The organism is Candidatus Methylomirabilota bacterium (genome assembly GCA_036001065.1).
Classification (GTDB): Bacteria; Methylomirabilota; Methylomirabilia; order Rokubacteriales; family CSP1-6; genus MNEF01.
Genome location: DASYUQ010000004.1, coordinates 22,822 through 35,494 on the forward strand (window position 1 = coordinate 22,822; position 12,673 = coordinate 35,494).

The 12,673-nt window shown below is 69.1% G+C and carries 12 protein-coding genes and 1 tRNA gene; all 13 read left to right on the forward strand.

Annotated elements, in window-relative coordinates:
- Positions 1-8 precede the first annotated feature (8 nt).
- The 13 genes from VGV13_00715 (at position 9) to VGV13_00775 (ending at position 12,649) form a co-directional block, all read left to right on the forward strand.
- Positions 9-878, forward strand: a complete 870-nt coding sequence (locus tag VGV13_00715) for a xanthine dehydrogenase family protein subunit M (GenBank protein HEV8639604.1) — start codon at positions 9-11, stop codon at positions 876-878.
- Positions 879-1,054: 176 nt separating this feature from the next.
- On the forward strand, positions 1,055-1,630 hold the full coding sequence (locus VGV13_00720) for a nucleotidyltransferase family protein (GenBank protein ID HEV8639605.1): 576 nt from the start codon (positions 1,055-1,057) through the stop codon (positions 1,628-1,630).
- 6 nt (positions 1,631-1,636) lie between these two features.
- On the forward strand, positions 1,637-3,916 hold the full coding sequence (locus tag VGV13_00725) for an LAGLIDADG family homing endonuclease (protein ID HEV8639606.1): 2,280 nt from the start codon (positions 1,637-1,639) through the stop codon (positions 3,914-3,916).
- A gap of 86 nt (positions 3,917-4,002) precedes the next feature.
- Complete coding sequence (locus tag VGV13_00730) at positions 4,003-5,151, forward strand: VWA domain-containing protein (GenBank protein ID HEV8639607.1); 1,149 nt, start codon at positions 4,003-4,005, stop codon at positions 5,149-5,151.
- Between the two features lie 179 nt (positions 5,152-5,330).
- The gene (locus tag VGV13_00735) at positions 5,331-5,624 is read left to right on the forward strand and encodes a hypothetical protein (protein ID HEV8639608.1); all 294 of its coding nucleotides are present in this window, start codon (positions 5,331-5,333) and stop codon (positions 5,622-5,624) included.
- A 94-nt stretch (positions 5,625-5,718) separates the two neighbouring features.
- Complete coding sequence (locus tag VGV13_00740; GenBank protein ID HEV8639609.1) at positions 5,719-6,825, forward strand: XdhC/CoxI family protein; 1,107 nt, start codon at positions 5,719-5,721, stop codon at positions 6,823-6,825.
- A 46-nt stretch (positions 6,826-6,871) separates the two neighbouring features.
- Positions 6,872-7,912: a hypothetical protein gene (locus VGV13_00745; GenBank protein ID HEV8639610.1), complete on the forward strand. Its 1,041-nt coding sequence runs from the start codon at positions 6,872-6,874 to the stop codon at positions 7,910-7,912.
- Positions 7,909-8,301, forward strand: coding sequence for an iron-sulfur cluster assembly scaffold protein (locus VGV13_00750; protein ID HEV8639611.1), 393 nt, complete (start codon positions 7,909-7,911; stop codon positions 8,299-8,301). Before VGV13_00745 ends, VGV13_00750 begins: the two co-directional genes overlap by 4 nt.
- Positions 8,298-9,506: a SufS family cysteine desulfurase gene (locus tag VGV13_00755; GenBank protein ID HEV8639612.1), complete on the forward strand. Its 1,209-nt coding sequence runs from the start codon at positions 8,298-8,300 to the stop codon at positions 9,504-9,506. The genes VGV13_00750 and VGV13_00755 overlap by 4 nt, the downstream gene beginning before the upstream one ends.
- On the forward strand, positions 9,506-10,444 hold the full coding sequence (gene speB, locus VGV13_00760; protein HEV8639613.1) for an agmatinase: 939 nt from the start codon (positions 9,506-9,508) through the stop codon (positions 10,442-10,444). The genes VGV13_00755 and speB overlap by 1 nt, the downstream gene beginning before the upstream one ends.
- On the forward strand, positions 10,441-11,748 hold the full coding sequence (locus tag VGV13_00765) for a nodulation protein NfeD (protein ID HEV8639614.1): 1,308 nt from the start codon (positions 10,441-10,443) through the stop codon (positions 11,746-11,748). The genes speB and VGV13_00765 overlap by 4 nt, the downstream gene beginning before the upstream one ends.
- 2 nt (positions 11,749-11,750) lie before the next feature.
- Positions 11,751-12,548: a slipin family protein gene (locus VGV13_00770; GenBank protein ID HEV8639615.1), complete on the forward strand. Its 798-nt coding sequence runs from the start codon at positions 11,751-11,753 to the stop codon at positions 12,546-12,548.
- A gap of 25 nt (positions 12,549-12,573) precedes the next feature.
- A tRNA-Ala gene (locus tag VGV13_00775) sits at positions 12,574-12,649 on the forward strand.
- Positions 12,650-12,673: the final 24 nt, after the last annotated feature.

A 12,673-nucleotide genomic window follows, 5' to 3' on the forward strand; every position in this document is an offset into this window, starting at 1 on the left:
CGCGCGCCATGTACCCCGCTGCATTCGAGTACCACGCTCCGACCAGCGTCAAGGACGCGCTCGGGCTGCTGGGACGTCTCAAGGACGACGCCAAGCTCCTGGCCGGCGGCCACAGCCTGATCCCGATGATGAAGCTCCGGCTGGCGCAGCCCAAGCACCTCATCGACCTGCGCCGGGTGCCCGGCCTCAGCGGGATCAAGGAGGAGGGCGGCACCATCGTCATCGGCGCCATGACGACCCATTGGCAGGTGGAGTCCTCCACGCTGCTGAAGTCCAAGTGCGCGATCCTGTCGGAAACGGCGTCGGTCATCGGCGATCCCCAGGTGCGGAACCTGGGGACGTTCGGCGGCTCGCTCGCCCACGCCGATCCGGCGGCGGATCAGCCGGCCACGATGATCGCCGTGGGCGGGGAGTTCGTGTGCGAAGGGTCCAAGGGCCGGCGCACGGTGAAGGTCGACGACTGGTTCAAGGGGCTCATGTCCACCGCGCTCGGGGACGACGAGATTCTCATAGAGATCCGGGTGCCGCTCTGGCCGGCGGGCAGCGGGGGCGCCTACATGAAGTTCCCCCATCCCGCGTCGCGCTTCGCCGTGGTCGGTGTCGCCGCCATGGTCACGCTGGACAAGGAGGGCAAGAGCACGAAGGCCAGCGTCGGCGTGACCGGCGCCGGGACGAAGGCCGTGAGGGCCAAGGGCGTGGAGGCGGCGCTGGTCGGCAAGAAGCTCGACGCCGCGACGATCGAGGCCGCCGCCCAGAAGGCGGCCGAGGGCGTCGACGTGCAGGCCGACCTCCAGGGGTCCGTCGAGTACAAGTCGCACCTCTGCCGCGTCTTCGCCAAGCGCGCGATCACCGAAGCGGTGAGACGCGCCCGCGGGTAGCGACCATCGGCGCTCGGGACAGGGGAGGGCTCCCCGGCTTCGAAAGGCAACTCGCCGGGGAGCCCTCCCCTGTCCCGAACGCCACGCTCCCCACCCGGTCTCTTCCACCGTTTCCTGGGTCCGCAGCCCTGGACGACACTCGCCGCGCGGTGTGATTTGACCTCTCGTTCGTCATCGTGATCGCGGGAATCGTGCTGGCGGCGGGGTTTGCCCGCCGCATGGGCCGCCAAAAGCTCCTGCTCTCGCTCCGCGGCACGCCGATCGTCCGCCTCAGCGTCGAGGCGATTGCGCCTCACCTGGAGGACCTCGTCGTCGTCACCGGCCAGGACGAGGCGGCGGTACGCGAGGCCCTGGCCGGCCTGCCCGTTCGCTTCGCCAGGAATCCGCGTCCGCAGGACGGCCAGGGGTCCTCCATCGCCGTCGGCGTCCGGGCGCTCAAGCCGTGGACGCGCGCGGTCCTGGTCGCGCTCGGGGATCAGCCGCGGGTGCCGGCCGGCGTCGTCCCGGCGCTGCTGGCCGCCTGGACGCGCGGCGAGAAAGCCATCGTCGCGCCCGCCTATCGGGGCACGCAGGGCACGCCGGTGCTGTTCGCGGCGGAGGTCTTCGGGGAGCTGGCCGCTCTCAGCGGTGACGCCGGAGCGCGGGCCGTCGTCCAGGCCCGGCCCGAGCGCGTGGAGCTGGTCCACTTCGACGTGGCGATGCCGGCGGATGTCGACACGCCGGAGGACTACGCGAGGCTTCATGTACAATAGTGCCACGTGCGCCACGAGATAAAGAAGATCCAGGAGCTGATGGAAGCGGCCGAGTACGTGACGGACGCTCCCATCGCCACCTCCGTCCACCTGGCCCTCGCGCTCGGTAAGCCGCTGCTCATCGAAGGCCACGCCGGCGTCGGCAAGACCGAAGTGGCCAAGGTGATGGCGCGGATGCTGGGGACCAACCTCATCCGCCTGCAGTGCTACGAAGGGCTCGACGCCTCCACGGCGCTCTACGAGTGGAACTACCAGAAGCAGCTCCTCCACATCAAGCTCACCGAGGAGTCGAACAGCCGGTCGGTGGGGGAGAAGGAGCACGAGATCTTCTCCGAGCCCTTCCTCCTGCGCCGCCCGCTGCTCCAGGCCATCAGCCAAGAGCATCGTGCTCCGGTCCTGTTGGTGGACGAGGTGGACCGCTGTGTGGCGGCTGACACGCTCATCACCACCAGCTCGGGAGTAAAGAGAGCGCAAGACGTCCAAGCCGGAGACGAGTTGGTGAGCTTCGCCCCGGACGAGTTTCAGGCTGCTCGGGCCAGGGTGAGGAAGGTCATTCCCCGGACGGCGCCTTCCCTGCTTCAGATCCTGGTCGGCGGTCGTCTGCTCGAGGTCACCCCCGAGCATCGGTTCGTTCGCTATTCGGATGCTGGCTACGAAGTCGTCCAAGCGGCCGAGCTTCGGGTCGGGGATAGGATCCCGCTCCATAAGAACCTGCCGGAGACCGAGCCCGCAGAGCCGCGATTCGAGTTCGCCGACCAGATCGGCGTCTCGCGCAGTCATCTTCGAAATGTCATTCAACCCGTCTCCCCTCGTGACTCCCTTCGGGCCGGAGTCCTGGAGAAGTTGGTTCTCGAACTCGGGCCGAATGGTTCATTGACAAGCTCTGAAAACGGACACCGTGATGGTGTCTGCCAATCCGTTGCCTTTTACGAGCTGCTTGGATACATCGTCGCCGACGGCTGCTTCAGGAGTGCTCGCCTCTGCATCGCCGACAAGGATCGAGCGAATCTGGAGGTCTATGCCCGGAAGTTCGAGGAGGCTTTCGGGCAGCGCCCGAGAATCGTCAGAGGCCCGCACGAGAACTACGAGCTGACCTGCCATTCGCTCCCGCTGGGGCGTTTCCTCCGGCGGGTGTTGGGTCACGGGATGGTCCGCAGCCGGCCGCGTATGGTACCGGAGTTCGTCTTTTCGCTACCGCGGGCCAAGCGGGCGGGGTTCGTGCGAGGGTTTTTCGACGGCGAGGGCTGGGTTGGTGACCACCAAGTATCCGCCGCGTCGTCGTCGCGCTATCTGCTCGTCGGGATTCAATGTCTTTTGAGCTCGTTGGGAGTGGACAGTCACATCGTGAGGATGCGTACCCATCCCGGCAATTTCGGCAGGGGCCCGTTTTTCGCCCTGACGGCGTCGGACGTCGGGGCGTTTGTGAAGGCGGTCGGTTTCTGCTCGCCAGCAAAGCAGGCGCGCATCCAGCGTCCCCCGACTCGTCGGTTCACGCGGACGGAGACTCTGCCGCGGCAGCTCGTGGCGGCGGCCCTGAGCCCGATTCGGGGACGGGGGGTTCTGAATGGGATGCCATCCCATCAGACGGTGTACGACATCCTAGCTGGCCGGGTTCGTCCCAATGTGTCTTCGCTGCGGAAGATCGCTGGGTCCCTTCCTGCGCCCGAACTCGACGACTTGCTGCAGCGTGGTGTCGTCCTCGGCGAAGTGACGTCGATCGAGACGGTGGAGGGGCCACAAGCAGTCTACGACTTCGTCATCGACGGCCATCCATACTTCGTCGCCAATCAGGTCGTCACCCACAATTGCGACGAAGAGTTCGAGGCCTTCATGCTGGAGGTCTTCTCCGACTGGCAGGTGACGATCCCCGAGATCGGGACGATCAAGGCGACCCACCCGCCGCACGTCGTTTTGACGTCGAACCGCACGCGGGAACTCTCCGACGCGCTCAGGCGCCGCTGCCTGTACCTCTGGATCGACTATCCGAGCTTCGAGAAGGAGGTACGCATCGTCGAGCTCAAGGTGCCTGGCATCAACCATCGCATCGCCGTGCAGGTTGCGCGCTTCATGGAGGCCCTCCGCCGCGTGCGACTCAGCAAGGTGCCGGGGGTCGCCGAGGCCCTCGATTGGGCGCAGGCGCTCGTCTCGCTGCACGCCGACCACCTCGAGGAGGCGCTGGTCCACGAGACGCTCGGCGTCCTTCTCAAGGACGCCGATGACATGAAGCGCTTCCGCGCCGAGGTCGCCAAGAGCGGCCTCACCCCGTTCCTGCCCGCCCAGAGCTAGTGCCGTTCCAACTATTCGCGCCTAGGAAGGCACCGTGTACGTCGTTCGTGGACAGATTTAGTATCAACAAGTTGGAACGGCACTAGATGGTCGCGCCGCGCGACCTCGGCAGCGCCATGGTCCGGTTCGCCGTGTTGTTGCGACAGCAGGGCGTTCCCGCCACGCTGATCCAGGTGACCGATGCGGTGCGCGCCCTCGACCACGTGGACGTCGCGGATCGGGAGGAGCTTCGCCTCGCGCTCCGCACCGTCTTCGTCAGCCGGCTCGAGGAGATGGCGACTTTCGACCGCTGCTTCCAGTCCTTCTGGCGGGCGCAGCTGGAGGCGGCCGAGGGGATCCCGGGGCTGATCGCGGTGCCGCCCGCCGAGGAGGCCGACGCCTCCGCGCTGCTCAAGACCGGCGGCCAGAAGCGCGACACCCTGGCCCTGGAGACGTGGGGAGACGAGGGCGAGTCCGAGACCGGAGAACCGCTCGGCGTTCCCGGCGTCTCCGATCGCGAGGCGCTGGCCGGCCAGGACTTCGCGACCTTCACGGCCGACCAGCTGGACGAGGTCTTCCGCCTCACGGTCCAGATCGCGCGCCGCCTGGCGCGCCGCCTGAGCCGGCGGCGGCGCCCCTTCGCCCGCCGGGGCCGCGTCGATCTCCGCCGGACGCTGCGGGCGAACCTCAGCCGGGGCGACTTCATCGAGCTCCGGTACCGCCAACGGAAACGGCGGAAGGTGCGGCTGGTGCTCCTGTGCGACGTCTCGGGCTCGATGGACCTCTACAGCCGCTTCCTCCTGCAGTTCCTCTTCGCCATCCAGAGCGTCTTCGGCCGCGTGGAGACGTTCACCTTCTCGACGCGCCTGACGCGTGTCACCGAGCACCTGCGGGCGCGCTCCTACCGGCAGGTGCTGCGCCGCCTCACCGAGGTGCGGGACTGGTCGGGTGGCACGCGGATCGGAGAGTCCATCGCGCAGTTCAACCGCGACTGGTCGCACCTGGTGGACCGCCAGACCATCGTCATCGTGGTCTCGGACGGGTGGGACACCGGCGAGCCGGAGGTGCTCGCCGCCGAGTTGCTGAGGATCAAGCGCCGCGCGGGACGGGTGATCTGGCTCAACCCGCTGCTCGGTAACCCTTCCTACGAGCCGCTCACGCGCGGGATGGCGGCGGCGCTGCCGCTGATCGACGACTTCGCCCCCGCCCACAATCTGAACGCCCTCCGCGACCTGGCTCGCAAGCTATCGCTGTAAGTTTCACGACAATCTCCGCAGGACGCGCCACAGGACGTTCGGCTCGTTGCGGGAGTTGTGCAACGCCTTGCAGATGAGCGGGCGCCGTCCGGCGCGATTTGACGTGTTCGATCGTGGCCCCCGGCTTGCAGTCATTCGGGGTACCAACGTTTCCACGTCGAAGAGGAGGGCTGGCGCCGGTGCGAAGGCTGATCAGTGCCGTGATGCTACTGCTGCTCGCGGTGCTCCACGCGCCCACGCAGGCGCAAGCCCTCTTCTTCGACTTCCTGCCCGCCGATCTGTTCCATCTCGGAACCAGCGAGCCGGTGACGCTGCTGATTACCGGCATCGCGCTGCTCAGCCTGGCTCGGGTCGGTCTCACCAGCAGCCGCGGCGCCGACGCCGACCGCGCGCCGCTGCGCCTCGCCCGTACGCTCCGACCGCGGCGTCGGCGCGCGGCGCCGTCCGCCCCCTCCACCGAGCGCGCCGCTTAAGACGCCGCAGGCGCGGGGCGTGACCCCGCGCATCGCGTCCGGCCGGCTCGCCGGTTTTCGTTTTGTTCTCCCGGAGCGTATGATGTGGGATGCCATGGCGGAACTCTTCGATCACATTGACCAATTGCGGCGTTCCCGGGGACGGGTGGCGGTAGCGACCCTCGTCAACACCCGGGGCACCACCCCTCGGAAAGAAGGCGCCAAGATGCTCGTGGCCGAGGGGGGCGCCGTGCTGGGCTCCGTGACCATCGGGGGTTGCGTGGACGCCCAGGTCATCGAGGAGTCCGCGCGAGTACTGGAAACGATGCGTCCTCAGTTGCTCGAGTTGAATCTCGGTGACGAGGAGGCCTGGGAGATCGGCCTCACGTGCGGCGGCACCATCGAAGTTTTCGTGGAGCCGCTCGCGCTCGATCACTATGAGCGGGTGCGCGCCCACGCCTCCGCCGGCGGCCACGGCGCGCTGGTGACCCGCCTGGATGATGCGGACGTCGCCGGCCGGAGGCTCCTCGTGCTGGACGATGGCACCGTCGAGGGCAGTCTGGGCGACGCCTTCCTCGACGAGCGTTTCGCGGCCGAGGCCCGCGAAGCGATTGCCCGCGGCACCTCGCAGACCCTCTTCATCGAGGGCCTCCGCGCCTTCGTGGAGGTGTTCGCGCCGCCGGCCCTGCTCGTCGTCGTCGGCGCCGGCCACGTCGCGATGCCGCTGACCGCGCTGGCCAAGAGCCTCGGCTACCGGACGGTGGTCCTGGACGGCCGCCCGCGGTTCGCCACGCGCGAGCGCTTTCCGGAGGTCGACGAGCTGCGGGTCGGCATCCCGTCGGAGCTGATCAAGAACTACGCGCTGACACCGGCGGCGGCCCTGGTCCTCGTCGCCCACGACTACAAGTACGACCTGCCCGTGCTGCGCTACGCCCTCGACACGCCCGTCGCCTACATCGGGATGCTGGGGTCGTCGCGCCGGGGCGCCACCATCTTGAAGTTCCTCAGCGAGGACGGCGCCAGCGACGCCCAGCTCAAGCGCGTGCGCGTCCCCATCGGGCTCGACCTGGGCGCTCGCAGCGCGCCCGAGATCGCGCTCGCCATCCTGGCCGAGATCCAGGCCGTGCGCGGCGGCGGCACCGGCCAGCCGCTCAGCATGGGTGTGCGAAGCCGCAGGGCGGCGGCGGGGCCGCAGGTCCGCCCGCCCGAGGCGAGCCTGTGATGGGTGTGCGAAGCCGCAGGGCGGCGGCGAGGCCGCAGGCGGACTGATGAAGGCCATCGCCCAGCGCCGGGACACCGCGACCGTCGAGACGCTGACGGGAACGGTGCTCTGCCACGACGTGCGGGACGCGGCGGGGAAGATCGTCGGCTCCAAGGGCGCGCGGCTCGACGCCGCCTCGGCCGCGGCCGTGCTGGCGGCCCACTGGGACGAGATTCACCTCCTGGCGATGGAGCCCGGCGATCTGCACGAGGAGGAGGCGGGCGGTCGCCTGGCCCGCGCCGTCACCGGCGAGGGCGTCGAGGTGAAGGGCTACAGCGGCGGGCAATGGACACTGGTGGCGACCGGGCGCGGGCTGCTCTCCATCGCGCGGGCGGCCCTGGCGGCGGTCAACGCCCAGGAAGGCGTCTCGGTGTTCACGCTGTTCGACGGGCAGCCCGTCGAGCCGGGCGAGACGGTCGGCAAGGCGAAGGTGACGCCGCTGGTCATCGCCGAGCAGACCATCGTCTCCGTGAAACGGACGGCGCGAGCGGCGGGGGGGCTCCTCGCGGTGGAGAGCTTCCGTCCGACGACGGTCGGCGCCGTCGCCCGCGAGAACCTCGACGCCAAGCAGCGCGCCCGCTTCGAGGCCGCGCTCAAGCAGAAGATCGACTGGTTCGGCGGCCGGCTGCTGGCGATCCGTTATGCCGGCGCCTCGCCGCGCGCGGTCGCCGACGAACTGCTGGCCCTCCAACGCGAGGGGGCCGAGCTGCTGATCGTGGCCGGCGCCAGCGCGCTCGATCCCCTCGATCCCGTCTTCGGCGGCCTCGAGCTGCTCGGCGCGCGGATGGAGCGCCACGGCGCCCCAGCGCATCCCGGCAGCCTCCTCTGGGTCGCGCGCTGGGAAGGGGCGCCCGTCCTCGGGATGCCGACGTGCGGGATGTTTTCCCAGGCCACGACCTTCGACCTTGTCCTCCCGCGGATCCTGACGGGAGAGTCGATCGGCAATCGCGAGCTGGCGGAGCTCGGTCACGGAGGCCTGCTCTCGCGCGAGATGGCGTATCGCTTCCCGCCGTACCGCGCCAGCGCCGCGCGTGGGGAGCTCGAATGAGCACGGCGGGGACGGCCCGCCTCCGGCCGGCGCTCTATGGCGACGTCATCCGGCAACGCTGGCGCCAGCCCCGCTTCCGCGGCGAGCTGGCCGAGGCCAATGCGGTGGCCGAGGACGTCAACCCTCTGTGCGGCGATCGGGTGCGGATGATGCTCAAGGTCGACGACGGAACGATTCGGGCCGCCCGCTTCCTGGGTGACTCCTGCGCGATCTGTACGGCATCAGCCGACGTCCTCGCCGAGCTGATCCAGGGCAGGCCGACCCGGGCCGCGCGCGTCGGCCCGGCCGACCTGCTCGACGTGCTGCAGGTGGACATCCGTCCCACCCGGATGCGCTGCGTGACGCTGCCGCTCTCGGTGCTGGACCAGGCGCTCGGGAAGGTCGGATGAGGCTCGACGAGCTGACGCGCCCGGACTTTCCGATCCTGGAGCGGATCGTCAACGGCCACCCGCTCGTCTATCTGGACTCGGCCGCCTCGAGCCAGAAGCCGCGCACCGTGATCGAGGCGATGGCCCGCTACTACGAGCGCACCCACGCCAACGTTCACCGCTCGATCCACACGCTCGGCGAGGAGGCCACGGAGCTCTACGAGGCCGCCCGCGACCGCGTCCAGCGGTTCATCGGCGCCGCCCATCGCGAGGAAGTCGTGCTCACGCGAGGGACGACCGACGGGCTCAACCTCATCGCCGACGCCCTCGGCCGCACGCTCCGGGCCGGGGACGAGATCCTCATCACGGAGATGGAGCACCACTCGAACATCATTCCTTGGCAGATGGCGGCGCGTGCTCGCGGTGCGGTGGTCAAGGCCGTTCCGGTGGTGGGGGAGGGAGTCCTCGATCTCGACGCCCTCGACCGGCTCCTCACGGATCGCACGCGGGTCGTGGCCGTGGCGCACGTCTCCAACGTGCTGGGCACGATCAACCCGATCGCTGCGATCGGCGCCCGGGTGCGAGCGGCCGGGGCGCTCAGCGTCGTGGACGGGGCTCAAGCCGCGCCTCATATGCCGCTCGATATTCCAGCGCTGAACTGCGACTTTTACGTGTTCTCCGGCCACAAGATGCTGGGGCCGACCGGGGTGGGCGTGCTCTGGGGCCGCCGCGAGGTGCTGGAGCGCCTCGAACCCACCCGGGGCGGTGGCGAGATGATCAAGGAGGTGTGGCTCGACCGCGCCCAGTGGAACGATCTGCCCTGGCGGTTCGAGCCCGGTACCCCGCCCATCGCCGAAGCGGTTGGGCTGACGGCGGCCATCGAATATCTAGAAAAACTGGGGATGGAGCGAGTGGCGGAGCACGAGTGTCAGCTCGCACAGCAGGCGGCCGAGGTGCTGGCCGCGACTCCGGACGTGAGCGTCTACGGCCCCCGGGAGCGCGGGGCGGTGGTGGCGTTCAGCGTCGCGGGCCTGCATCCTCACGACGTGGCCGCATTGCTCGACGCCGAAGGCATCGCCGTGAGGGCCGGTCACCACTGCGCCCAGCCCCTGATGCGCCGGCTCGGCGTGGTGGGGACGTCGCGGGCGAGCTTCTCGGTCTTCAACTCGCCCGAGGAGGTCGCGCTGCTCGCCTCCACCGTGGCCGACCTTTCCTCCGGGCTCTGATGGCCCCGCCGCAGCCCCGCGACCCCTTCGTCTCACCGCGCTTCGGGCAGATCGCGACCTTCATGCTGCTGCCCGCCGCGGAGTCGGCGGCCGGACTCGACGTGGCGCTGCTCGGCGTGCCCTACGACGGGGGTGCCTCCTACCGTACGGGAGCGCGCTTCGGGCCGCGCGCCGTGCGCGAGCAGTCCTCCCTCATCCGGCCCTGGAACCCCGTCCTCAAGGTGCACCCGTTCCAGCGGCTGCGCGTCGCCGACTGCGGCGATATCGACGTCGTGCCGATCTCCATCGAGCGGACCTACGACGCGATCGAGAAGGCCATCGACCGCGTGCTGGCGGCGGGGGCTATGCCGCTCTGTGTGGGCGGCGACCATTCGGTGACGCTTCCTATCCTGCGATCGCTGGCGCGGCGTCACGGCCGTCTCGGCGTCGTGCACTTCGACGCCCATCCCGACACCTGGGACGAATACTTTGGCAGCAAGTTCTTCCACGGTACGCCCTTCCGGCGCGCCGTCGAAGAGGGGCTCGTCGACCCGCGGCGCATGATCCAGGTCGGCATCCGCGGTCCCCTCTACGGGCCGGAGGACTTCGCCTTCCACGACCAGCACGGCATCGAGGTGGTCCGCATCGAGGCGGTCAAGGAGCAGGGCGCCGACCGCGTCGCCGAACGCTTGGGGCGACTCCGCGGCGGTCCCGTTTACTGCTCGTTCGACATCGACGCCGTGGACCCGGCGTACGCGCCGGCCACCGGCACTCCGGAGGTCGGCGGCCTGACGTCCTACGAGGCGCTGGCGCTGGTCCGCGCGCTGGCCGGGCTGAGCCTCGTGGGCGCCGACGTCGTGGAGGTCGCGCCGCCGTACGACGGTCCAGGCCAGGTCACGGCCCTGCTGGCCGCCAACCTGCTCTTCGAGCTGCTCGGAGTGATGGCGCTCGAGCGATGAGCCGGTGCGGTGCGAGCTGGGCCCTGGCGCTGATCGCCTCGTTCCTGGCAGTGGACCCCGCGCGGGCGGAGTCGCGGCCGGTGTCGACGCTCCAGATCGACGGCGTCATCAGCCCCGTGACGCTACGCCTGGTGGGGACGGCCATCGACCGCGCGCAGGCCGAGCGGAGTCAGGCGCTGATCATCCAGCTCGACACCCCGGGCGGGCTCGAGCGGTCGATGCGCGCCATCGTCCAGCGGATATTGAACTCCGAGGTGCCCGTCATCGTCTACGTGGCCCCTACCGGAGCGCGCGCCGCCTCGGCCGGGGTCTTCATCACACTGGCGGCGCACGTGGCCGCCATGGCGCCCGCGACCAACATCGGGGCGGCGCATCCGGTCGCGCTGGGCGGGGGCGTGGACAAGGAGAGCATGAAGAAGATCGAGAACGACGCCGCCGCCTTCATCCGGACGGTGGCCCTCGACCGGGGCCGCAACGCCGAGTGGGCGGAGAAGGCCGTCCGCCAGTCGGTCTCGATCACCGAGCGCGAGGCCGTGCGGCTCAAGGTCGTGGACCTGATCGCCGAGTCCGTCCCCGATCTGCTCGAGAAGATCGACGGGCGAACGGTGAAGACGACCAAGGGCCCGGTCACGCTGGCCACGCGGGGAGCCCCGGTCCAGCCGATCGCGATCGGCTTCCGCGATCGCTTCCTCAACGTCATCACCGACCCGAACGTCGCCTACGTTCTGATGATGCTGGGCATGGTCGGACTGCTGGCCGAGCTCTACAACCCGGGCGCCATCCTGCCTGGCGTGATCGGCGGGATCTCGCTCATCCTCGCCTTCTTCGCCTTTCAGAGCCTGCCCATCAACTACGCCGGCCTCCTGCTGATCCTGTTCGGGATCCTCCTCCTGATCGCCGAAATCATGATCGTGAGCCACGGCGTCCTCGCCATCGGGGGAACCGTGTCGATGGCGCTCGGCTCGCTGATGCTCTTCGACGCGCCCGAGGTCGGGTTCCGAATTTCGTGGTGGGTGCTCGTGCCCACCGTGGGCGCCACGGCAGGCCTGTTCGCGTTCGTCGTGACGGCCGGTGTGCGGGCGCTGGCCCGCCGGCCGCTGCTGGGTTCGTCGGGCCTCATCGGGCAGACGGGCGTCGCCCGAGAGCGCCTGGCGCCCGGGGGTCAGGTGACAGTCCAAGGGGAAATCTGGCGCGCGGTGTCGGAGGAGGGCCCCGTGGACGAGGGCGCCTCGGTCCGCATCGTCGACGTCCAGGGGCTGACGCTCAAGGTCGTTAAAGCCGGCAACACCGGAGGGGCACCATGAACATGGACCTGCTGCTCGTGGCCGTCGTCGTCGTCGCCATTCTCGTCTTCATCGCCTCCTTCGTTAAGATCCTGCGCGAGTACGAGCGGGGGGTGATCTTCCGTCTCGGACGGTCCGCGCGGTCGATCTTCAACCCGGGAGGGACGGGCAACGGCCCCGGGCTCGTGTTCCTGGTGCCGCTCATCGACAAACTGGTGAAGGTGAGTCTCCGCACCATCGCCATGGACGTCCCGCCCCAGGACGTGATCACGCGCGACAACGTCTCCGTCAAGGTCAACGCCGTCATCTACTTCCGCGTGGTGGACGCCGAGCGGGCCGTCATCTCGGTGGAGGACTACCTCTACGCGACCTCGCAGATCGCCCAGACGACCCTGCGCTCCGTCCTCGGGCAGGTGGAGATGGACGACCTCCTGTCGTCGCGCGACAAGATCAACCAGCAGCTCCAGCGGATCATCGACGAGCACACCGACCCCTGGGGGATCAAGGTCACCACGGTCGAGGTCAAGCACATCGACCTGCCCCAGGACATGCAGCGCGCGATGGCCAAGCAGGCCGAGGCGGAGCGCGAGCGGCGCGCCAAGGTCATCAACGCCGACGGTGAGTTCCAGGCGGCGGCCAAGCTCGCGGAGGCGGCCGAGGTGCTCACCCGCTATCCCGTAGCGGTCCAGCTCCGCTACCTCCAGACGATGCGCGAGATCGCCTCCGAGCGGAACACCACGACCTTCTTCCCGCTCCCCATGGACCTGCTCACGCTCTTTGCTGGGAATGCGACCAGGGACGCGACGCGCAGCGATCGCTAATGTAGACTACGAACGTTTGACCTACGGGGGGTTAGCTCAGTTGGGAGAGCGCGGCGTTCGCAACGCCGAGGTCGAGGGTTCGAATCCCTTACCCTCCACCATTTAAAAGATCAGGTACTTACATG